This is a genomic window from Acinetobacter sp. A1-4-2 (assembly GCF_040233925.1).
Lineage (GTDB): Bacteria > Pseudomonadota > Gammaproteobacteria > Pseudomonadales > Moraxellaceae > Acinetobacter.
This window is the reverse complement of sequence record NZ_CP157981.1, coordinates 1457724-1479997: the sequence shown is the minus strand read 5'-3', so window position 1 is coordinate 1479997 and position 22274 is coordinate 1457724. Positions and strand designations below refer to the sequence as shown.

The window sequence follows — 22274 nt, the reverse complement described above, 5'->3', positions numbered from 1 at the left end:
TAGATATGTCAGATTTAAATTCTCGCTTAACGGCGCTATTACCCGCTTGGCGCTGGCTGCGTACCTACAACCCGATCAAGTTTAAATCTGACCTTCTTTCAGCCCTAATTGTCATCGCAATGCTGGTTCCGCAAGGCATGGCTTATGCTATGCTGGCAGGACTACCGCCCATTACGGGACTGTATGCCAGTATTTTGCCCATGATCATTTACGCCATGGTCGGAAGCAGTCCTACGCTTTCTATTGGCCCGGTCGCGATTATTTCCATGATGACTTTCGCGACACTCAATCCGTTATTTGAGGTGGGCTCACCGGTTTATATACAGGCAGCCTGCCTGCTTGCCGTGATGGTGGGTGTCATTTCCTTATTGCTCGGAATATTTCGATTTGGCTTTCTGATTCAGCTGATTAGTCATCCGGTCATCAAGAGTTTTATTATTGCTTCTGCGCTGCTGATTGCTTTGGGTCAATTCAAATTTCTGGTTGATGTACCTTTAAAGGCCAATAATATCCCTGAGTTTGTAGTCAGTGTTTGGCAATATCTAAGGTACAGCAATTTCGCCTCTTTGATCTTTGGCATGCTTGCGCTCATTTTTCTGATTTATTTTCCTAAAGTTTTACAGTCCAATGCTGCACAAAGCCGAATAGGGTCGACGGCATTTCTGACGAAAGCCTTGCCTTTAAGTTTGGTGGTCATTTCAATTGCGGCGGTCTATTTTCTGGATTTAAAAGCCGTGGGCATTAAAACGGTAGGAGAAATCCCCTCAGGTTTTCCTCCGCTGAGCATGCCCTACTGGAATCTGGATCTGGTCATTACCTTGTTACCCGGTGCAGCCATGATCGCCATGATCAGCTTTGTCGAGTCTTTATCTATTGCTCAAGCGACTGCCCTACAGCAACGCAGTCATTTAAATAGTAACCAGGAACTGATCGCGTTGGGTTTATCCAATTTAAGTGCCGGTCTCAGTTCAGCATTTCCGGTTACCGGAAGCTTGTCACGTACGGTGGTCAATGCAGATGCCGGTGCCAAAACTCCGCTGGCAGGGGTCATTTCATCTCTGCTTATTGTGGTGGTCAGTCTTTATTTTACCGGCTTTTTCCGTGATTTGCCTTTAGGCATTCTGGCAGCAACTATTATTGTTTCCATCTGGAAACTGGTTGATTTCAAGCCCTTTATTGAAACCTGGCGTTATTCCAAAGCTGATGGTATTGCCATGTGGATTACCTTCTTTGGTGTGCTCTGCATCGATATCTCGACTGGTTTGCTACTGGGTATTGTTTCTACCTTTATTCTGCTGATGTGGCGGATCAGCCGCCCGCATATTGCCGTCATTGGTCTGGTTGAAGGAACCCAGCATTTTAGAAATATACAGCGTCATCAGGTGCTGACGTCAGACACAGTCCTGTCCATGCGGATAGATGAAAACCTGACCTTTTTAAATGCCAATACTTTTAAAGGTTTTCTGATTAATGCCGTGAGTCAGTATACCGATTTAGAGCATGTAGTCATTAACTGCTCCAGTATTAGTGCCATCGATCTGAGTGCGCTGGAAATGCTGGAAGACCTCAATGCCGAACTCAATAAACTGGATATCAAACTGAATTTTTCCGAAATTAAGGGCCCCGTAATGGATAAATTACAACATTCAAAACTGCTGCATCACTTAAGTGGTCGGATTTATCTTTCGCATTTTCAGGCCATGCAAGAACTTTCCCCGGAAGTATTTTAAGACAAATCAGATATAAATGATCCCACTCAATTTCTGCTGTGGTTTTTTGAGACTGCCTTTGATATTTTATTAAGAGCTTGAAAATAGAATCTTTTAACAGAATACAACACAGTAGAATAATCGGAAGCATTTGTATTATTTGAATATTTAAAAAATATGGCAAAAATTTGATGAAAAACTAAAAATATCAACTTTAAAAATAAGCAGTTAGTTTTTATATGGAAATTATTTTTTAGCCATATCACTTTTAGGTATAAAATGCCGAATATTTTTTGTGATTTTTTAGTCCTCGTATTTGTAACAAGGCACCTTTATGTTTTCTGCTTTAATGCGTTTGAGTTTAGTCTCCCGAATTATTATCGCCATTATTCTCGGTATTGGTGTTGCTGTTTTGTTCCCGAATCTGGCTCCTTATTTAAGCCTGTTAGGTGACCTGTTTATTAAAGCACTTAAATCTGTTGCGCCCATTTTAGTTTTTGTGCTGGTTTTAGCCTCTATTGCTAATTTTAAAGTCGGACATAGCGCGAAAATTAAACCCATCATACTAATGTATGCGATTGGAATGTTACTGGCTGCATTAAGTGCCGTAATTGCCAGTATCATTTTTCCAAGTAGCTTGTTTCTGGATATTCCCGCAAATGCAGACTTGCAACCACCAGGTAGCCTGATTGAAATCTTAAAAAACCTTCTTTTAAGTTTTGTGGCAAATCCTGTAGTTGCGATTAGTGAAGCCAACTTTATTGGTATTTTGGCCTGGGCTGTTGCTTTGGGGGGTGCATTCCGTCATGCCCATGACTCAACAAAAGTATTGCTCACCGATGCTGCAAATGCCGTAAATACCGTGATCCGTTTGGTCATCAATTTTGCCCCGGTGGGTATTTTTGGTCTGGTTGCCGTGACCTTTGCAGAAGCTGGATTAAGTACGTTTGAGAGCTATGCACAATTGTTAGCAGTATTGATTGGCACCATGTTGTTTGTGGCATTGGTAGTCAATCCAATGATGGTGGCCTTTGTGACCCGTGCAAATCCCTATCCACTGGTTTTTCAATGTTTACGCGAAAGTGGCATTACGGCGTTTTTTACTCGCAGTTCGGCAGCCAATATTCCTGTGAATCTGGATTTGGCCAAACGTTTAGGTGTTGCTGAATCTACAGCCAGCGTTGCCATTCCTTTAGGAGCAACGATTAATATGGCGGGGGCTGCTGTTACCATTACCGTTCTCACCTTAGCCACTGTGAATACATTAGGTATTTCGGTGGATTTCACCACCATGCTGGTTTTATCGGTACTGGCAACCATTTCAGCTTGTGGTGCTTCCGGTGTTGCCGGGGGATCTTTGTTGCTAATTCCTGTCGCTTGTGGCCTGTTTGGGATCAGTTCGGATGTCGCCATGCAAGTGGTAGCCATTGGTATGGTGATTAGCGTATTGCAGGATTCAACAGAAACTGCATTAAATTCTTCAACAGATGTGCTATTTACTGCTGCCGTTGACCGCGGTTTGGATTAAGATAGTCATTATTAAGTTTTTTTTGTGACGTTATGCCTTTTCAAACTTTACCGCTCTGGGTTCAATTAGGGGCTTTTTTTCTTGCAGTCAATGCAGGAATGATTAACGTTCTCGGACTGGTGACCGTGCTGCATCAGTCCGTTTCCCATATGACCGGAAATGTCAGCATGTTGGCCATGGCTTTACTCAAGTGGGAACCTGAACACATCCTTTACTTAATCCTGGTTATTCTATGCTATGTCATTGGTTCATTTTATAGTGGATTTATACTGGGAAATAGTCAGTTTAAGTTAGGACGCCGCTACGGTTTTCCTTTAAGCTTGGTGGCTTTTTTTATCCTGTTGTGTTGGCTTTTACTTCCCTATTTTCCACGTTATGCCTTACTTTGGGCATGTGGTGCCATGGGGATCCAAAATGCTATGGTCAGTCATTATAAAGGTACGATTATTCGTACAACCCACTTATCGGGTGTTTTGACCGATTTGGGCTTGGCTTTAGGCTACAGGTTACGGGGACTAAAAGTAGAACGTAGACGTATTATTCTGCACTTGCTCATTTTATTTGGATTTTTCATTGGCGGTCTACTTGCCAGCGTGATTTATCCTTATTTAAAATTGCATGCTTACCTTGTCCCAGTGATGTTAAGCTGGACACTTAGCTTGATTTATTGGGTTATTTATTATCGTTATCGGCAGACTCAAGAGTAATATCGGAATTTATTATGGTCAAAAATGCATTACAGGCTCAATTGCTAAAAGCGGGTTTAGTCGATAATAAAAAGGCTAAAAAACTGTCAAAACAGGCCGTACATGAGCAACGTACCGGACAAAGCAATGAAGCTGAATTAAAAGCCAAAATTGCTCAAGACCAGCAAGAAAAGCTGGCTCGCGATCAGGCGTTGGATTTAGAAAAAAAACGCCTGTTACAGGGTAAAGAATTAAAGGCTGCCATTGTTCAAATGATCAATCAGCATAAAATTAAAGACATAGATGGTGAAGTTTCCTATCAATTTATTGATGATAATAAAGTCAAAAAGATTTATCTCAATCAGCAGATTTACAATGCACTGGTTGCAGGTTCACTCATTATTGCCAAAGAAGCAGATAGTTATGCCGTTTTGCCTAAAGCCTTGGCAGAGCGCATTAACGACAAGATGGAAGGCTTCATTATTGTCAACAATTCTGAAAAGAATGAACAGACCACCGATGAAGACGATCCATATGCAGCCTATGTCATTCCTGATGATTTAATGTGGTAAGTCCAGCTCATCAATTGTTGAAGGAATTCACTATGCCAGTATTCGTATTGGCATAGACGACAACAACAGAATAATGATAAGAAATTAAGTAATTTCAGCATCAGTCCAGCTGGTGAATTTTGTTTGAGTTCATGTATATAAAACGTTATCTTTATAATAATCAAAAAATAACGCTATACACTATTCCATAATTTAAAAAATTCAGGGTAAGTTTTTGGAACAATTGGCATTCATACAAAATATTCAGGACTGGTCAGATCACTATCCATGGCTAGAAATGCTCACCTCTCTCAGTATTTTAGTTTTACTGGCACTCCTGGCAAATTTTATTGCCAAGCAAGTAGTGGTTCGTGGTATCCGCCAACTGATTTCCAAGATGAAATTTGTCAATCAGGACATTTTTGCCCAGCATAGTGTTATCCGCCGGGTTTCAAACATTGTGCCAGCGATTGTGATTATGAACGGTATTGTCACTGTTCCGCATCTTTCAGAAAAAGTAACTGTTTTGGTTCAGATGGCGGCACAGGCATTTATTTTTCTCACACTTGCTTTAGCCATCAGTGAATTTTTAAGTATTTTCAATCTGGTTTATCAACGTAATCCCAAATCAAAAAATAAACCGATTAAAGGTTATTTACAGCTGGTTAAGCTGATTATCTTTATTGTCTGTGGCTTGATGATTTTAGGTACTTTCCTCAAAAAAGATGTCTTTACTTTGCTGGCAGGTTTTGGTGCCATGGCAGCAGTATTGATGTTGATATTTCAAAATACCATTCTCTCCTTGGTAGCCTCAGTACAAATTTCATCTTATGACATGGTGCGAATTGGTGACTGGATAGAAATGCCTTCACTGAATGCCGACGGTGATGTCATTGATATGTCATTACATACCATTACCGTGCAAAATTTTGACAAAACCTTAACTACTATTCCAACCAATAAGCTGGTAACAGATACTTTTAAAAACTGGCGCGGTATGGCGTATGCTGGAGTGCGCCGCATCAAAAGGTCCATCTTTATTGATCAAAGTAGTGTGCATTTTATGACACCGGATGAGCAGCAAAAACTAAAAGATTTTTTATTGCTGGATCAATATTTAAATAGCAAACATGATGAGCTGGAAAGCTTTAACCAGCAACTATCGAACCAATCTTTATACAATCAGCGCCGTTTAACCAATTTAGGTACCTTCCGCGCCTATGTTGAGTTTTACTTAAAACAGCATTCAGGTATCGCGCAAAATCAATCGCTGATTATTCGACAATTACAGCCGACCAGTGAAGGTTTGCCCCTGGAAATTTATGCTTTTGCAAATACGACAGTATGGAAAGATTATGAGGCGATACAGTCTGATATCTTTGATCATTTGATTGCAATTGTCCCGGAATTTGGTTTAAGAGTTTATCAGGCACCATCCGGTGCTGATTTCAGGCAATTCACGGCACGTTCAGCAGATCAAGCCGAACTTTAAAAATAAACGGGCTGATGCAATAGTTAAAACGTATTGCTATTATTCTTATTTGTACTTGAATGATTCAACTGAAAATAAGGCATCCCCCGTTCATGCAATTAATATGGTTTCGACAGGACTTGCGTATACAAGACCATGCTGCACTTTGGCATGCAGCTCAATCTGGAAACTGTGTTGCCTTGGTGATTCTCTCACCTGAGCAATGGCAACAACATGATGACAGCCCTGCCAAACAAATATTTTATTTACGCCAACTGGAAACGCTAAAATCACAGCTCAATCAGCTAAATATTCCACTGCTGATCAAGCACATTCCTTTATGGAAAGATGTCCCCAACGAGATGCTACAGCTTTGTCTGCGACTTGGTATTGACGCTGTACATGCCAATATTGAAATTGGAGTGAATGAATTAAAACGCGATGCTCAGACGCAAAAAAAACTGGAGAATCATCAGATCCCGTTTGAGCTTTATCATGACCAGACGATTTTTCCTGTCGGTTCAATCACAAATAAATCTAATCAGCCTTATCAGGTGTTTAGTGCGTTTAAAAAATGCTGTTATGAATTACTTGGCATTGGCCTACCGCAATGTTATCCAGCAGTCGCAAAGCAGGAAAAAATAGCGCTGAACCTGGAATCAGAAAATACAAAAATCAGTGCATTAACCTATATGCAAAGTTCAGCCTTGGATCAATTACAGCAGCTTTGGCCGGTAACGGAAGACTATGCCCTGAATATTTTGAACCATTTTGTTGACTCTAAAATGCAACACTATCAACAGGAACGTGATTTCCCTCACCTCAATTCGACCAGCCGATTGTCTGCTTACTTAAATATCGGTGCGGTTTCAATCAGGCAGTGCTTACAAGCCGTGTTTAGAAAACAAAATGGTCATTTTCATATAGACAATGCGGGACAACAAACCTGGCTGGATGAATTGTTGTGGCGTGAGTTTTATCAACACATTCTTTATCAATTTCCTGCCGTTTCCAAACATCAACCTTTTAAGTCCAATACTCAAAAAATCCAATGGCGTAACGCCGAGCAAGAACTGATTGCCTGGCAACAAGGTCAAACTGGAATCCCGATTGTAGATGCCGGTATGCGTCAGTTGCTAAAAACGGGCTGGATGCATAATCGGGTACGGATGATTACGGCCATGTTTTTGACCAAGAACCTGCTGATTGACTGGCGTCTGGGTGAAAAATGGTTCATGCAGCATTTAATTGATGGTAACTTGGCAGCCAACAATGGAGGCTGGCAATGGTGTGCTTCAACGGGAACCGATGCAGTACCCTATTTTCGAATCTTCAACCCTATCACCCAAGCGCAAAAGTTTGATAAAAACGGCGATTATATCCGAACATGGGTACCGGAACTGGCGCATCTGGATGCAAAAAAAATCCATGATCCTTATGCTTACCCACAGGTGCGAAAATTAAATTACCCACGGGCAATTGTGGATTTAAGCTTATCGCGCAAGCGTGCCATAGAGGCGTTTAAGTTAATCTGACTTTTGGCAATATTAAAGAATCGCCCTGCTCAATCAGGGCGAGACCCAAAACTACTGCAATCTACAAATCGTTTCAGTTGAATGCTGCTTTAAGGTGCTGAGGAGAATCCACCTAAAAAATGCCAAGCCCTAGAAAGATTCTAAAATCAGTTCAATTGATCGAAATGAATTAATTCAAACCATTAATCTTGCGAAGCAGTGTTTCTCAGGTAGAACTATCTGAAAAAAATGGTCGGGCTATCATCGCCAGGTGAATGAAATTCATGTATGTGTGGCTGTACTGAACAAATTTACCGAGTGAGGTAGACCTCATACCCAAGTGATCTCCTAAATTTTAATGATTTGGAGTAAATTCAGCTTTTAAATATTTATGTAACAAAGCCGTTAAAATGAAAAGTTTACTGATTTAATCAGACTTTTAGATATTCATTAAATTATTATTTATACTATTAAAGTTGCAATAATATTCAGCCTAACAGCCATTTACTCAAGGAAATTCGCATGTTGCAGTGGTTTGAAAAACTCGTCGATCCTTATCCATCCAAAGGTTTAAACGAACCACTTCCTACCCGTTTTTTCCCTTTTGTCTGGCAAGCTGCTCAAGGTGTGCGCCCTTATTTATTGTTGCTGGTGCTGTTTACTGCAGCTGCTGCAAGTTTTGAAGCCTTTCTTTATTCCAAAATCGGCGATTTGGTGAACTGGCTAAGCAAGAGTCAACCAGACACTTTTTTGGCTGAACATAGCCAAAATCTTACGATCTTGAGCTGCATTCTGCTGGCCAATATCTTATTTGCCAATATGCAGTCTATTATCAAGCATCAAATTTTATACAGTACTTTTCCCATGCGTTTACGCTGGCGTTTCCATAATTTACTGTTACAGCAAAGTCTAGACTTTTTTCACAACGACTTTGCCGGACGTTTATCTGCCAAAGTAATGCAGACTTCACTGGCGGTACGTGAATTCTGGGTGATTTTGGGTGATATGCTTGCCTATGTTCTAATCTACTTTGTCACGATCAGTCTGGTTCTGGGGGCAATTTCTCCACTACTGATTTTGCCTCTGCTGCTTTGGCTGGTACTGTTTATTTGTGCTGCCTGCTTTTTTATTCCACGTTTAAGCCAGATTTCAAGCCAGCAGGCCGATGCCCGTGCAATCATGACTGGTCGTGTTACTGATGCTTACACTAATATTCAAACCGTGAAACTATTTGCACATGCTGGGCGTGAAAGCAAGTATGCCAAAGCATCCATGCAAGATTTCATGATCACGGTATATAAGCAAATGCGCCTGGGCACACAGTATGAAATCAGCATCAATTTACTCAGTGTGGTTTTATATGGTGGCGTTTTAGGTACCGCCATCTGGTTATGGATCAACGGTCAGGCCGAACTCGGTATTATTGCTGCAACGACCGCTATGATTTTAAAACTCAACAGTATTGCCGAATTTATGATGTGGCAGTCATCCGCACTGTTCGAAAATGTCGGAACCATTCAGGATGGTATGAAAACCTTGGGGCGTCCAATTCACATTCAGGACAAACCGGATGCAGAACCTTTACAGCTACAGCATGGTGAAATTAAATTTGAAGATGTCAGCTTTGCTTATCAAAATAAAAATGTGATTGATCATTTTAATTTAACCATTAAACCGGGAGAAAAAATTGGCATTGTCGGCCGCTCTGGTGCAGGAAAATCGACCCTGATTCAACTGTTATTGCATTTTTATAATATTAACCAAGGTCGTATTTCGATCGATGGTCAAAATATTCAAGATGTCACTCAGGACAGTTTGCGTAAAAATATTGCTTTTGTAACTCAGGATACCTCTTTGTTACATCGTACCGTGGCTGAAAATATTAAATATGGTCGTCCCGATGCAACAGATGAAGAGATGTTTGAAGCTGTGCGCAAAGCCAAGGCGGAAGATTTTATTCCACAGCTCACTGATCTGCGTGGCAAAACTGGATATGAAGCCTATGTGGGTGAACGTGGCGTAAAACTGTCTGGTGGTCAACGCCAGCGTATCGCCATTGCCCGGGTGTTTTTGAAAGATGCGCCAATCCTGATTTTAGACGAAGCCACCAGTGCCTTAGATTCTGAAGTAGAAGCGGCAATTCAATCCAGTCTGGATGAACTGATGCAAGGTAAAACCGTGATTGCGATTGCCCATCGACTATCCACCATTGCACAAATGGACCGTTTGATTGTGCTGGATGAAGGTAACATTGTAGAGCAAGGCACGCATGAAGAACTGGTTGCGCTGGGTGGTATTTATGCACATTTGTGGCAAAGACAGACGGGCAGTTTTTTAATCGAACAACAGGCATTGAAGAAAAGGGATATGTATTGATGCTGTATTTAGAAGATATAAAAGTGGGTGATCGTTTCATTAGCCGTGAATATGAAATGACCTTAGAAGAAATTAAACAGTTTGCACATGCTTATGATCCTCAAGTTTTTCATACTGATGAACATGAGGCCAAAGCACATCCTGTTTTTCAGGGCATTGCTGCCAGTGGCTGGCACACCTGTGCAGTGACCATGCGTTTATGGACTGAATGTTTTCCGGTCGCTTACGGTCTGATTGGTTCGGAATCCAGTCTGCGCTGGCCACGTCCGACCCGTCCTGGCGATAAGGTTCATGTTGAAGTGGAAATTGTGGCAATTACGCCATCTAAAAGTAAAACTGACCGCGCTATAGTCAGTTATGTGACTCAGGCATTCAATCAGAACCATGATGTATTACTTATTTCAACCACTAAAATTGTGGTCTTTAAAAAAGATGTTCAGCCTGAATAATTTTCGGGCTTTAAAATATTGTCCAACAATTTTAATAGCATACTGTTTCAACTCATGCCAATATGGCATCTACAAATAGAAAAACGAATGAATGCAATGGATGGCGCATGAAAACGATTTCTCCAAGACAGGATCAAGGCATACCGGGTGTTTATGGGCTACTGCTGTTAGATGTGGTCTCCCGTTGGGGCTACACTGCTGAAGCACTCTTTACCCCGTTTCATTTGAGCAGTGAACAGCTGGCAGATCCCAACTTTCGCATTCCTACACCCGTTGCTAATGAGTTGGTCAGACATGCGCTACGTTTAACTGGCGAACCGACTTTGGGTTTCCATTTGGGCACCCAGATGCGTATCTCGATTCATGGCTTTATTGGTTATGCCATTATGACGGCACATGATATTACTGATGCGCTGATCTTGGCGAATCGGTTTATCCAGCTGCGTATGCCATTTTTACAACTTTATTTTTCCACCTTTGGTGAAAAAGCGACCTTACAGTTGCAGTGTGATTTTGATATTGAACCCTTACGTACTGAAATTGCCATTGCCCTGACCTTTGGCATTATTACCATGGCCAAAGCCCTGACCGGTTGTGAGGACCTGTCCGGGGAGATTGATTTTGATTTTCCCAAACCGTCCGGTTTTGAACGTTACATGGCAAAATTTCCATCGCATCAGTTCCGTTTCGAACAGCCACATTTATTAAGCAGTTTTGATAAAAAATATCTGAGCTTGAAAATGGTCAATGCTGACCCGATTTCCAGCCAGATTGCGATTAACCAGTGTGAAGCAGAACTGTCTGCCTTGGGCGAACGTCGCCGCCTGGCCATGCGGGTGCGTGACATTTTGACCAATTCGGAACAACATTATTTAAGTATTGAAAATGTGGCAGATCGGCTGCATATGTCAGATCGTACCCTGAAACGCCAACTGGCAGCTGAAGGCACCTCATTTTCTACCTTGGTGGATGAAGTACGTTATCGGCATGCCACTTCACTGCTGTCACGTACTGATTACACGCTTGAGCAGATTGCCGATGAAATTGGTTATAGCGATGTCGCCAATTTCAGCCGTGCATTTAAGCGTTGGAGTGGGCGTAGTCCAAGCAATTGGCGTAAAGATCCTTATCTATAAACTTTTGTTTTTATCAAAAAACATGTATAAAACATGGCAAAAATGATTTGAATATTTTAAAGGAGTCATCCATGAATCACCCTTCAGAGTTAAAGTACGCAAGTACACACGAATGGGTCAAAATTGAAGGTGATCTGGTTATTACTGGGATTTCCGACCATGCACAAGATGCTTTGGGCGATCTGGTGTATGTTGAAGCGCCAGAAGTGGGTCAGAAAATTACTGCCGGTGAACAGGCAGGCGTAGTTGAGTCGGTGAAAACGGCTTCTGATATTCATGCACCAGTTTCAGGTGAAGTGATAGAAGTCAATTCAGCACTTGAAGATGATCCCGATTTTGTCAATGATGACCCTTATGGCAAAGGCTGGATTTATAAAATCAAGCCAGACAACATGGCGGATGTAGAAAAACTGCTTTCCAGTAGTGAATATGAAGCAGGTTTGTAATACTGCTTTAAATAAAAAAATCAGCCTGTATGGCTGATTTTTTTATCGTCAGAAAAATGCCGTACTCTTTAAAAAAATAGTCTTTGAAAAAGCAAATTGAAAAAGAAAGCTCAAATTTTTTAATAAAAAAGTATCTGACTTAAGACATTTATGATTAAGGTGTTTCCGGGCCTGTCTTAGCTTGATTCTCTTCCGGATCTTTATCTTGCAGCATACTGAATGATGCAGCTGAACCTGGAACCATTTGATCCTGTCTGTTACTTTTCAATTTAATCTGCAAGCGCAATTCATTCATGGAGTCGGCATTACGCAATGCTTCTTCATAACTGATCGCACCCTCATTATATAAATCATATAAAGCCTGATCGAAAGTTTGCATGCCCAATTCACGAGATTTCTTCATGATTTCTTTGAGTTCATGAAACTGGCCTTTCAGGATATTATCTCCAATTAAAGGTGTATTCAGCAAAATTTCAATGGCTGCACGACGTCCACGTCCATCTTCAGTACGCACCAAACGCTGTGAAATAATCGCCTTCATATTGGAAGATAAATCCATCAACAATTGATTGCGACGTTCTTCCGGGAAAAAGTTGATAATTCGATCCAGCGCCTGATTGGCATTATTGGCATGTAAAGTACCTAAACATAAATGTCCGGTTTCGGCAAAGGCAATGGCATGTTCCATAGTTTCCGTGTCACGGATTTCACCAATTAAAATGACATCCGGTGCCTGACGCAAGGTATTCTTCAAGGCATTGTGCCATGAATGACTATCCACGCCGACTTCGCGGTGGGTAATCATCGATTTCTTATGCTTATGCACATATTCTACCGGATCTTCCACGGTAATAATGTGCCCGGCAGAATTTTCATTACGATGATCAATCATGGCAGCTAAAGAAGTCGATTTCCCCGAACCGGTAGCACCGACCACAAGTATCAGACCGCGTTTTGCCATCATCACATGCTTTAAGGACTCGGGAAGCTTTAACTGGTCAAAATTTGGAATTTCTGCGGTAATGGTCCGTATTACCATCCCTACATGTAATTGCTGCTGGAATACATTGACACGAAAGCGCGAAACATTGGGAACACTAATGGCAAAATTACATTCCAGCTCGGTTTCAAACTCATGCCTCTGTTTTTCATTCATTAAACTATAGGCGAACAACTTGGTCTTGTCGGCAGTCAATGCCTGCTGGCCAAGCGGTTTCATTAAGCCCTGATGTTTAATACTCGGTGGAAAATCTGCTGAAATAAATAAATCAGATCCTCCATATTCCACCACCTTAGTCAGCATATGGAACATCATTTTACGTGCTTCTTCCAGTAATTCCGTACTATACATATATTCCCCGATGAGAATTGTTTCTATGATCCACGCATACTGAAATTGGTTTAATTTATTTAAATGCTTATCTCAGTCGTGAAGAAACAATTCATGTTTTATTGATTACTGTTTTTCCCTATTGTGCATAAACATAGTAAAGTACTCAACTTTGTTATTTTTAACTGGTTAAAAGTATGAATAGAAATTGCATACAGCATCAATAAATGCGTGGTTTAAAATTAACCAGATAACAAAAATAGATCTATACAAGAAAAAAAGCCCCTAAATTCAGGGGCTTTATCACAACATTATTTATAGATTATTGATCATCGATAAACTTTTTGTAGAAAATCAGGCACTCCGTTTTAATCGAGAAACACGCAGTGAATCTGCCGCCTCCAGCAAAATTTGCCGGGTTTTGTCCCAACCTAAACAACCATCTGTCACAGATTGGCCATAAGTCATCTCACAAGAAATTTTTTGTTGGCCATCAACCAGATTACTTTCCAGCATTACCCCACGAACCTGACTTTGAGTACGTTCCGCAATAATCGTCTTGAGCACTTGAGGCTGTAAAAGCGGATCTTTGTGGCTATTGCCATGACTGCAGTCAATCACCAAAGCTGGTAATTCACCTTTGCATTTTTCTTTGATCTTTTCAATTTCCGCCAGCTGGTAATTGGGACCTGAATTTGCACCGCGTAAAATTAAATGTGCTTTTGGATTGCCCTGCGACTCTAAAATACAAGGTAAACCGGATTGGCCCAGACCCAGGAATTGATGTGGATGCGATGCAGATTGAATAGCATCCAGTGCAATTTGAATGGAGCCATCGGTGCCATTTTTGAAACCGATGCTGTATGGCATATGACTGGAAATTTCACGATGAATCTGAGATTCACTGGTCCGTGCACCAATAGCACCCCATGCCAGTAAATCATCGAAATACGCAGTCGCCATTGGACTTAATATTTCCGAAGCAATCGGTAAACCTATTTCAATAATTTGTAGATACAACTCACGTGATTTTTCTAGTCCCAATTGCATATTGGATGAGCCATCTAAATTTGGGTCATAGAGGAAGCCTTTCCAGCCTATGGTAGTACGCGGTTTTTCAATATAGGCACGCATCACCAGGAAAATCTGATCTGACACCTGGCTTTGTAATTGTTGTAATTTATGCGCATATTCAAGTACAGCCACGGGATCGTGAATCGAACATGGGCCTGTCACCACCATCAAACGATGGTCCTTGCCTGCCAATATATTTTCAATGGTTTGACGCTGCGCAGCAATTTGTTGCGCCAATTTATTCGATAATGGCAATTGTGCCTTCAATTGGTGAGGCAAAGTTAAAATGGTTTCTTTTGCAGTTGTTTGAGTTTGTTGTAAAGCAGTATTTAAAGCATTCATTGGTCTTTCCTGGGGACTATTCAGTCCAATCTTTTATTTAAGCGTTATGGGTCTAATGGATTGCGTGTAAAGAGTCATCAATTGACTAAAGTAAAACCAATAAAAATTGCTAAAGTATGAATAATTTAATGTTTGCATGTCTAAACTCCAAAAATGTAAAAAATAAGATATAAAAAAAACCTGATCAGGGTTGCCCGATCAGGTTATAAACTTGGTGGGCAACCTTTTCTTGCCCGAACGCATTCAGGCAATTATCTAAATTGCCAAAAGTAATAAGTCGCGTTTGAGAGTACAGGTTGCTTTAACATCTTTATTTCTTCAAAAAAGTATGTATCTTGAAATTAAAATACGCTGTATTGCCATATTTGACAATAGTTTTATTTAAAATAAAACTACATCAATCATTAAACTTTTGCTTATATATGGGTTAAAAACCGGACCAGATAAAATTCAAGTGATTGTGAAAGATTTTTAAATAGCAAAGATTCACCTTTCTTTTTCGAGTTATATCTCTATAAAATCACCTCAAAGTCACCTCTCTCTAACTGCATTATTATTTTCCATAAACAAAAAAGCAGTTAAGAGTGTTGATTTTTTGATAAGAAAAAAAGCATCACAGCAATTGCAATAAGCCGCTAGAATGCTATTCATACCGAAAGCTTGATTTGTTTTACTCCATAACGAAGGATGTATTCATGTTCCAACATGTTGATGCGTATGCCGGTGATCCAATTCTTTCCTTAATGGAAGAATTTGCTAAAGATGAACGGACACAAAAAGTGAATTTAAGTATTGGGCTTTATTACAATGAAGACAATATTGTGCCTCAACTTGAAGCGGTCAAAGCAGCGTATAAGAATATTGAAGCAAGCAATGAACAGGTTAAGCTGTATTTACCGATGGATGGCTTAAAACCTTATAATCAGGCTACTCAAGCGCTGGTATTGGGAGAAAATAGTCCGGCGCGCCGTGATGGACGCGCGGTGACCATCCAGACCTTAGGCGGTTCTGGCGCGCTTAAAGTTGGTGCGGATTTTTTGAAAAAATATTTTCCTGAATCTGATGTTTGGGTTAGCCAACCGACTTGGGAAAATCATATTGCCATTTTTAATGGTGCTGGTATTCACTCGCACTTCTACCCTTATTTTGATGCAGCAACCAATGGCGTCAATGTGCCAGCAATGCTGGAAAAGTTGAGCCAGTTACCGGCAAAAAGTATTGTGTTATTACATCCATGTTGCCATAACCCGACGGGTGCTGACTTGACGCCTGCTGAATGGGATCAGGTGATTACTGTACTAAAACAACAGGATCTGATTCCCTTCTTGGATATTGCCTATCAAGGTTTTGGGCAAGGACTAGAAGAAGATGCCTATGCGATTCGTGCCTTAGATAAAGCAGGCATGAATTTTATTGTCAGCAATTCATTCTCTAAAATTTTCTCGCTCTATGGTGAACGTGTTGGTGGTTTAACTTTTGTCTGTGACGATTCGGCCACTGCACAAAAAGTATTGGGCCAGCTAAAAGCGACTGTACGCCGTATTTATTCCAGTCCGGCAACGACTGGAGCATTGTTAGTGAATAATGTCTTGCATGATGAACAGCTGACTGCATTATGGAAAGCTGAACTGCAAGAAATGCGAGAACGTATTATTCAAATGCGTCACATTTTAAAAGATAAACTGAGCCTGGCCTTACCGGAACGAGATTTTAGCTATCTGGTCAAACAGCAAGGCATGTTTAGCTATACCGGGCTGAGTGCTGAACAGGTCGATATTCTCAAAGATCAATACGGCATTTATCTGGTGCGTAGTGGCCGTATGTGTGTTGCAGGTCTGAATTTAAGCAATATTGATTATGTGGCTGAATCGATTGCTGAAGTCATTAAAACCACTGCTTAATTTGGACTGAACTTCTTTAGGCTGATATAAAAAAACGGGCAATCTGCCCGTTTTTTTTATATCGTTTTTATTTGAGAATGTTTAGTCTTCAAAATGGATCACTGTACGAATCGATTTACCATCATGCATTAACTCAAAGGCTTCGTTAATTTTTTCCAGTCCCATGGTATGAGTGACAAAAGGTTCAAGCTGAATATCTCCTTTCATGGCTTCTTCTACCATACCTGGCAATTGTGAACGGCCTTTCACGCCACCAAAAGCGGTGCCTTTCCAGGTACGGCCGGTGACCAGCTGGAATGGACGGGTTGAAATTTCCTGACCAGCACCGGCTACCCCAATAATGATGGATTGTCCCCAACCACGGTGAGCACATTCCAGTGCAGAACGCATCACATTGGTATTGCCAATACATTCAAAAGAATGATCTACACCCCAACCGGTTTTTTCAACAATCACTTCCTGAATCGGTTTGTCATAATCTTTTGGATTTAAAAACTCTGTCGCACCAAACTGTTCAGCAAGTTTGTATTTTTCAGGATTGGTATCAATGGCAATAATACGGCTGGCTTTGGCTTTTTTGGCACCTTGCACCACAGCCAGACCAATACCGCCCAGACCAAATACCGCTACAGTATCGCCTTCCTGAACCTTAGCGGTATTTTTGACTGCACCTAAACCTGTGGTTACGCCACAACCGAGCAGACACACATGCTCATGATTTGCTTCAGGGTTAATTTTTGCCAAAGAGACTTCAGCGACCACGGTATATTCACTGAAAGTTGAGCAGCCCATATAGTGGTAAATCGGCTGACCATTATAAGAAAAACGTGTGGTGCCATCTGGCATCAACCCCTTACCTTGGGTTGCACGAACCGCGACACAGAGGTTGGTTTTACCCGATTTACAGAATAAACATTCACCACATTCTGCGGTATACAGTGGAATAACGTGATCACCCGGTTTTACGCTGGTTACGCCTTCACCGACTTCGACCACCACACCAGCACCTTCATGGCCCAATACTGCAGGAAACACGCCTTCAGGATCATCTCCCGATAACGTAAAGGCATCGGTATGACATACGCCGGTATGGCTAATTTTTACCAAAACCTCACCTGCTTTTGGCGGAGCAACATCAATTTCAACAATTTGGAGCGGTTGACCTGGACCAAATGCGACTGCAGCACGTGATTTCATGAATAATTTATCCTTTTTGGGTTCTTTAACAGATGAGCTACAGTAACCTCTTTTTATTGTCCGATTCAACCTATAACATGATGATAATATGTACTTATAACTTTATGACTTTATAACAATTATGCAGATTAGACCATCCATGCATGCTGTTATGTTTGCTGTTACAATTTTTACAATGATGGGGTGCAGTTTGCCGATGAATGAATCCAAAAAGCAGTCTCCCATTCAGGTGCATGCCGAGCACTGGTTAAACGGTTCCAATGTAGATACACAAATTATCCAGGGCCTTACCGCCTATCTTGCTTTAGATGATGCTTTTACCAGTATTGCTTCAAGGCTACATCTGATTAATAAAGCACAATATAATATCGATTTGCAGTACTACATCTGGGAAGATGACTCGATTGGTCACCTGATGCTGGCTGAATTGCTAAAAGCCGCTGATCGTGGGGTAAAAATCCGTTTATTGATTGATGACCAGAACGGTTCCCAACTCGATGCTACCTTAAAACAATTGGCACAACATCCAAACTTTGAAATTAAAATCTTTAATCCCTATACCTTTAGGGCCAGAAAACTGCGCGTGTTTGATTATATTTTTCGTTTCAAACAAATTAATCGCCGTATGCATAACAAGCTGATTATTGCCGATGGTGCCATAGCGGTGACCGGTGGCCGCAACATTAGCCGTGAATACTTTGAAGCCAGTGAGTCTTTCCAGTTTACCGATATGGACATTTTGTTTTATGGCACTGCCGTGAAGCATGCCAACAAAGTATTTCAGGACTTTTGGAGTGATGATTTAAGTTATCCTGTACCCCTGCTGTTGGGTAAAAGCCGTCCAGAACAGCTTGCCAAATTACGTCGATATTATGAGCTGACTGCCTTACAAAAAGACCAGCTAAAAAGACGGATTGAACTGGCTGAAAAACAGATCACTGAACATCTAAAAGATCGTCCTATTAACTGGGCAAAAGCACATTTTGTCGCAGATTCACCCGATAAAATTCGCGCTCAGGCATCGGATAATCAACTGATTTACCGTCAAATAATGCAGCTTGTGGGAAAACCTGAACAGCATCTGGAGCTGGTCTCTGCCTATTTTGTCCCCACAAAAAAAGGCAGGGATTATTTAACCAGTTTAGCCCAAAACAACGTGAATGTTCGAGTACTGACCAATTCATTCCTTGCCAATGACGTTCCTCTGGTACATGCCTTTTATAGACAATATCGCCATGATTTACTGAAAAACGGGATAAAATTATATGAATTTAAGCCCTATATAGAACGCAATAAACGGACCTGGTATGAAGTGATGACAGGTAATGTCATTCCAGCTAAAGGGAAAAATGCCTCCAGTTTGCATGCCAAGTTTTTGGATATAGATGGCATGGTGTTTATTGGTTCTGCCAATTTTGATCCTCGTTCCGCCAATTTAAATAGCGAAGTAGGACTGATGGTCGAATCCACTATCTTACAACAACAAATTTCGAACGCTTTAGATAAATACTTACCGCTTATTGCCTATGAATTGAAACTTAATCCACAAGGTGAAGTGATTTGGATAGAGCATCATAAAGATGGAACTCGCACAGAGTATTCACATGATCCCCAATCGACCAGATTTCAGCGTTTTAGCATGCAAGCGGTGTCATACCTCCCATTTGAATGGATGATGTAATGACAAATTAATGACATTAAAAAACACACAGGCCTTGTCTTTCTAAATCATCGAGTACTGGAAGATCAGCACGAGATCATATTGTGCTAATGAATCTACACAATCCGCCTTGATAAAAGCTGCAAGTCTATAATCCGCCCTATCTCATCTATCAGACTGAGCACTTCCCTGATGAATATTTATGCAAATACTTATAAGAAATTAAATGTTATTTATATATATTTTAGATCAATCAACACAATGATTTTACTCGTTTCTTAATTTGATTTAACATGCCATTTTTCGAGTTTTTAACTCAGCTCTCTCCCAATCGTGATCTTCTGCAATGCAATTTTTTGATTTAAGCCGTCAATTTAATTTAAGTGATATTTTAACCCCGTATAAAACGCTGGACGATTTAGGCCGCCAAGACTGGTTTTTAGCGAAAGTTCGTGTAGAGCATGATTGCCAGTCCGATTCTGAATTAATTGAAGGTCAGGCCATTTTAAAATCCAATCAAAATGTGCAGCTGGAACTGGAATGGCTGATTCAGGATACCGGTTTTGAACTCCAAGTCCTGTTTAAAGGCATTGAAACTACAGCGAGTGAAGAAACTCTGGTGATGGTCAAAGGCGCAAAAATTATAGATGCCAATCAGCAGATGATTTCTGCTCAGGCCTTAAGCCTGTGGATTGACGGAACCCTGCTGCCAATGTTGCCGAATATCCGTAAAGAGATTAAAGCCCGGTTAAATTTATGGGACTATGTGGAATATGATGGATAAAGGTTAAAATTGATTTTTCTACCTGTCTATACGTCTATTTCTGTCAATTCTTAAATGGATAAATCTGTTAGATTAAAGTTGAACTGACTACAAAAATAATAACTTCAATGATCACGACCCAACAATGGCAACATATTCGTAAAGTTGTTAATGACACTCAAAAAGCTGCCATGCACTGTTCAATTGCTACGGTAGATGCAAACTTGCAGCCTACTGTAACTCCGATAGGAACTTTGTTTCTTAGAGAAAATCCAAGCGGTTTTTTCTTTGATACGTATACGGAATCATTGCAACAGAATGTACCGCACAACAGCAAGGCCTGTATTCAGGCAGTCAATAGTAGCCGTTTGTTTTGGTTAAAATCTTTATTTAAAGGTGAGTTTAGTGATTTTCCTGGCGTTCAGCTATATGTGGAAATAGGTGATCTTCATCTTGCCAATACCGAAGAACTGGCTCAAATTTCACGACGTATTCAAAGCCTAAAATGGACGAAAGGCAGACACCTCATCTGGTCCGATTTTAGCTATGTGCGTGATTTTAGCGTTCATTCTTTTAGATGGGTCAAATATCCTAAAATGATGCCCTTCTCTTAAAAATAGACTTTCTAAAACTTACTTATAGTAAGCCTATTTCTTTAAATAATTGACTATATGCTTCGGCTTTTTTCTCCAAAGCAAGCGGATAAGCACGGGATGAAGATGGCATCCGGTATAAAGTCAGCTCGCGTTCAGCAAAATAAGCTTTGGAGGACTGTCCAATTTTCGGTTTTTCCGTAGCTTCAGGCATTGAAAGCATCAAGGTATCAGTGGCTTTATCTCCAGTGGTCATGATGCTATTACACTCAGGAATCTGCTGTAGCAGCTTGTTTAAATCAGTTGCTTGAGCAATGTGCAGAAATTTATCCGAAGCATTGCCTTTTAAACGGATAATTTGGTACGCCGTATCAAAAATTGCGATGCCTTTTTCCATTAAAAAATCACGGATCTGCTGTTCCTTGAAATTTTTATTGGCAATATCTAAAAAGTGTTCTTTATTGCCAAAGAATACCAAACCAAAAATTTTCCACATGTCATTTTGGTAATTTGGATAATAGAACTCCATTTTCCAGCGGACTTTAGGTGGTGGAAAGCTACCCATCATCAGCAATCTGGCATTTGGGGGTAAAAAAGGTTCCAGTGGATGGGTTTCAATATTTGGTTCGGTACTCATAACAGTCTATTTATCCGTCTTCAGCTTAATTTAAAACATTTGACGAATTTTATCTGCCACCTGTTCACCCCAAAGTGTATAAATTTCCTTGCTGGGATGAAAACCATCCTTTGCCATTTCCAGATTGAGGCTTTTAAAACGTTGCAAATCATATTCAATCCATTGCATATTACCGTTCTGCTGAACAAATTTCGTAAAATTTTTATTCATACCTTTGGCATATTGTCCAAATAACCAGGCCAGTGGATTTGGCAATGCAGGAAACATGTTCATCGGTGGCACACCAGAAGCAATAATTAACTTAGGCGTAAATTTCTGGTTAATTTCTGCATACAGTTGTTGCTGCTTTTGAATCCAGTCTTTAGGTGAGGTCAGTTTGGTAATATCGTTTACCCCCACAGAAGTAATCACCACATCAAAGTGTTGATTGGGCATATTCTTTACAGTCTGAATCACTTGTCCGCTGGTATGACCGGTGGTAGCTTCAAGTTGATAACTGATTTCATAGTCATCTTTTAACTGCTTCAGCACTGCACCGAGTAAAGCATCTTCCTGAGTTGCAACACCGACTCCAGCTGCAGCCGAATCTCCTAAAATTAAAATAGACAGCATTTTTCCAGTTCCAACTGTCCCCTGACGTTGTCCTTCTGGTTCTGCTAAACGTAGAGTCTTCTTTTTAACTGCATTGCCTTGAATAATCAGGGATGGAATCAGAACGATGGTTGAAATTTTTAACAGCATACAAAATAAGATTCACGATGATATCTGTATCAATATAAGAGTTTATGGGGTGAGAAGCATTGACTTAAATTACAATAAGTTTCATCTAATTAAATAGTGAATGTGCTGCATCAGGTCAGTAGTAATTTAGGGCTGAGGGTGGTCGATATCTGCTGATGATGTTATTTTTT

The 22274-nt window shown here is 40.6% G+C and carries 19 protein-coding genes and 1 pseudogene; 15 read left to right on the top strand and 5 right to left on the bottom strand.

What is annotated here, in order from left to right; translation table 11 throughout:
- The first annotated feature begins 5 nt into the window (after positions 1-5).
- The 11 genes and pseudogenes from sulP (at position 6) to gcvH (ending at position 11866) form a co-directional block, all read left to right on the top strand.
- A complete protein-coding gene (gene sulP, locus ABJ384_RS07380) occupies positions 6-1730 on the top strand; it encodes a sulfate permease (RefSeq protein WP_349929662.1) in 1725 nt (574 codons plus the stop codon).
- Positions 1731-2043: 313 nt separating this feature from the next.
- On the top strand, positions 2044-3237 hold the full coding sequence (gene sstT, locus ABJ384_RS07375; RefSeq protein WP_349929661.1) for a serine/threonine transporter SstT: 1194 nt from the start codon (positions 2044-2046) through the stop codon (positions 3235-3237).
- Positions 3238-3269: 32 nt separating this feature from the next.
- Entirely contained in the window at positions 3270-3944 is a 675-nt protein-coding gene (locus tag ABJ384_RS07370) for a YoaK family protein (RefSeq protein ID WP_166170043.1), read from the top strand.
- Between the two features lie 14 nt (positions 3945-3958).
- Complete coding sequence (locus ABJ384_RS07365) at positions 3959-4495, top strand: DUF2058 domain-containing protein (RefSeq protein WP_349929660.1); 537 nt, start codon at positions 3959-3961, stop codon at positions 4493-4495.
- A 214-nt stretch (positions 4496-4709) separates the two neighbouring features.
- Positions 4710-5966, top strand: a complete 1257-nt coding sequence (locus ABJ384_RS07360) for a mechanosensitive ion channel domain-containing protein (RefSeq protein ID WP_349929659.1) — start codon at positions 4710-4712, stop codon at positions 5964-5966.
- A 92-nt stretch (positions 5967-6058) separates the two neighbouring features.
- A complete protein-coding gene (locus ABJ384_RS07355; protein WP_349929658.1) occupies positions 6059-7480 on the top strand; it encodes a deoxyribodipyrimidine photo-lyase in 1422 nt (473 codons plus the stop codon).
- Between the two features lie 115 nt (positions 7481-7595).
- Positions 7596-7781 (top strand): annotated as a pseudogene (locus tag ABJ384_RS07350) (IS5/IS1182 family transposase); the annotation flags it as partial.
- Positions 7782-7981: 200 nt separating this feature from the next.
- Positions 7982-9835 carry an ABC transporter ATP-binding protein gene (locus tag ABJ384_RS07345; RefSeq protein WP_349929657.1) on the top strand — a complete coding sequence of 618 codons (1854 nt, stop codon included), beginning with the start codon at positions 7982-7984 and terminating at the stop codon, positions 9833-9835.
- Complete coding sequence (locus ABJ384_RS07340) at positions 9835-10284, top strand: MaoC family dehydratase (RefSeq protein WP_349929656.1); 450 nt, start codon at positions 9835-9837, stop codon at positions 10282-10284. Before ABJ384_RS07345 ends, ABJ384_RS07340 begins: the two co-directional genes overlap by 1 nt.
- Before the next feature lie 107 nt (positions 10285-10391).
- Positions 10392-11420: an AraC family transcriptional regulator ligand-binding domain-containing protein gene (locus ABJ384_RS07335; RefSeq protein WP_349929655.1), complete on the top strand. Its 1029-nt coding sequence runs from the start codon at positions 10392-10394 to the stop codon at positions 11418-11420.
- Between the two features lie 71 nt (positions 11421-11491).
- Positions 11492-11866, top strand: coding sequence for a glycine cleavage system protein GcvH (gcvH, locus tag ABJ384_RS07330; RefSeq protein WP_349929654.1), 375 nt, complete (start codon positions 11492-11494; stop codon positions 11864-11866).
- Between the two features lie 154 nt (positions 11867-12020).
- On the opposite strand, the gene ABJ384_RS07325 is transcribed toward gcvH, so the two are convergent.
- Both ABJ384_RS07325 and ABJ384_RS07320 read right to left on the bottom strand, forming a co-directional pair.
- Complete coding sequence (locus ABJ384_RS07325) at positions 12021-13217, bottom strand: PilT/PilU family type 4a pilus ATPase (protein WP_349929653.1); 1197 nt, start codon at positions 13215-13217, stop codon at positions 12021-12023.
- Positions 13218-13550: 333 nt separating this feature from the next.
- A complete protein-coding gene (locus ABJ384_RS07320) occupies positions 13551-14612 on the bottom strand; it encodes a 3-deoxy-7-phosphoheptulonate synthase (RefSeq protein ID WP_349929652.1) in 1062 nt (353 codons plus the stop codon).
- A gap of 695 nt (positions 14613-15307) precedes the next feature.
- On the opposite strand from ABJ384_RS07320, the gene ABJ384_RS07315 reads away from it, so the two are divergent.
- Positions 15308-16513: an amino acid aminotransferase gene (locus ABJ384_RS07315; RefSeq protein WP_349929651.1), complete on the top strand. Its 1206-nt coding sequence runs from the start codon at positions 15308-15310 to the stop codon at positions 16511-16513.
- Between the two features lie 81 nt (positions 16514-16594).
- On the opposite strand, the gene ABJ384_RS07310 is transcribed toward ABJ384_RS07315, so the two are convergent.
- Positions 16595-17710 carry an S-(hydroxymethyl)glutathione dehydrogenase/class III alcohol dehydrogenase gene (locus ABJ384_RS07310; RefSeq protein ID WP_349929650.1) on the bottom strand — a complete coding sequence of 372 codons (1116 nt, stop codon included), beginning with the start codon at positions 17708-17710 and terminating at the stop codon, positions 16595-16597.
- Positions 17711-17831: 121 nt separating this feature from the next.
- Between ABJ384_RS07310 and ABJ384_RS07305 the strand changes: the two genes are divergently transcribed.
- The 3 genes from ABJ384_RS07305 to ABJ384_RS07295 all read left to right on the top strand — a co-directional run bounded on the left by ABJ384_RS07305 (position 17832) and on the right by ABJ384_RS07295 (position 20747).
- Entirely contained in the window at positions 17832-19391 is a 1560-nt protein-coding gene (locus ABJ384_RS07305; RefSeq protein WP_349929649.1) for a phospholipase D family protein, read from the top strand.
- 325 nt (positions 19392-19716) lie between these two features.
- A complete protein-coding gene (locus ABJ384_RS07300) occupies positions 19717-20154 on the top strand; it encodes a hypothetical protein (RefSeq protein ID WP_349929648.1) in 438 nt (145 codons plus the stop codon).
- A gap of 107 nt (positions 20155-20261) precedes the next feature.
- Positions 20262-20747, top strand: coding sequence for a pyridoxamine 5'-phosphate oxidase family protein (locus tag ABJ384_RS07295; RefSeq protein ID WP_349929647.1), 486 nt, complete (start codon positions 20262-20264; stop codon positions 20745-20747).
- Between the two features lie 22 nt (positions 20748-20769).
- Here the strand turns inward: ABJ384_RS07295 and ABJ384_RS07290 are convergent, their stop codons facing one another.
- Both ABJ384_RS07290 and ABJ384_RS07285 read right to left on the bottom strand, forming a co-directional pair.
- Complete coding sequence (locus tag ABJ384_RS07290) at positions 20770-21363, bottom strand: uracil-DNA glycosylase family protein (protein ID WP_349929646.1); 594 nt, start codon at positions 21361-21363, stop codon at positions 20770-20772.
- A 30-nt stretch (positions 21364-21393) separates the two neighbouring features.
- Entirely contained in the window at positions 21394-22104 is a 711-nt protein-coding gene (locus ABJ384_RS07285; RefSeq protein WP_349929645.1) for an SGNH/GDSL hydrolase family protein, read from the bottom strand.
- Positions 22105-22274: the final 170 nt, after the last annotated feature.

Bases quoted from the DNA above. Each gene is read 5' to 3' on its own strand.
- ABJ384_RS07365 (WP_349929660.1), top strand. From the start codon at position 3,959: ATGGTCAAAAATGCATTACAGGCTCAATTGCTAAAAGCGGGTTTAGTC.
- ABJ384_RS07315 (WP_349929651.1), top strand. From the start codon at position 15,308: ATGTTCCAACATGTTGATGCGTATGCCGGTGATCCAATTCTTTCCTTA.
- sulP (WP_349929662.1), top strand. From the start codon at position 6: ATGTCAGATTTAAATTCTCGCTTAACGGCGCTATTACCCGCTTGGCGC.
- ABJ384_RS07370 (WP_166170043.1), top strand. From the start codon at position 3,270: ATGCCTTTTCAAACTTTACCGCTCTGGGTTCAATTAGGGGCTTTTTTT.
- ABJ384_RS07305 (WP_349929649.1), top strand. From the start codon at position 17,832: ATGCAGATTAGACCATCCATGCATGCTGTTATGTTTGCTGTTACAATT.
- ABJ384_RS07320 (WP_349929652.1), bottom strand. From the start codon at position 14,612: ATGAATGCTTTAAATACTGCTTTACAACAAACTCAAACAACTGCAAAA.
- ABJ384_RS07355 (WP_349929658.1), top strand. From the start codon at position 6,059: ATGCAATTAATATGGTTTCGACAGGACTTGCGTATACAAGACCATGCT.
- ABJ384_RS07345 (WP_349929657.1), top strand. From the start codon at position 7,982: ATGTTGCAGTGGTTTGAAAAACTCGTCGATCCTTATCCATCCAAAGGT.
- ABJ384_RS07325 (WP_349929653.1), bottom strand. From the start codon at position 13,217: ATGTATAGTACGGAATTACTGGAAGAAGCACGTAAAATGATGTTCCAT.
- ABJ384_RS07310 (WP_349929650.1), bottom strand. From the start codon at position 17,710: ATGAAATCACGTGCTGCAGTCGCATTTGGTCCAGGTCAACCGCTCCAA.
- gcvH (WP_349929654.1), top strand. From the start codon at position 11,492: ATGAATCACCCTTCAGAGTTAAAGTACGCAAGTACACACGAATGGGTC.
- ABJ384_RS07295 (WP_349929647.1), top strand. From the start codon at position 20,262: ATGATCACGACCCAACAATGGCAACATATTCGTAAAGTTGTTAATGAC.
- ABJ384_RS07335 (WP_349929655.1), top strand. From the start codon at position 10,392: ATGAAAACGATTTCTCCAAGACAGGATCAAGGCATACCGGGTGTTTAT.
- ABJ384_RS07340 (WP_349929656.1), top strand. From the start codon at position 9,835: ATGCTGTATTTAGAAGATATAAAAGTGGGTGATCGTTTCATTAGCCGT.
- ABJ384_RS07285 (WP_349929645.1), bottom strand. From the start codon at position 22,104: ATGCTGTTAAAAATTTCAACCATCGTTCTGATTCCATCCCTGATTATT.
- ABJ384_RS07300 (WP_349929648.1), top strand. From the start codon at position 19,717: ATGCAATTTTTTGATTTAAGCCGTCAATTTAATTTAAGTGATATTTTA.
- ABJ384_RS07290 (WP_349929646.1), bottom strand. From the start codon at position 21,363: ATGAGTACCGAACCAAATATTGAAACCCATCCACTGGAACCTTTTTTA.
- sstT (WP_349929661.1), top strand. From the start codon at position 2,044: ATGTTTTCTGCTTTAATGCGTTTGAGTTTAGTCTCCCGAATTATTATC.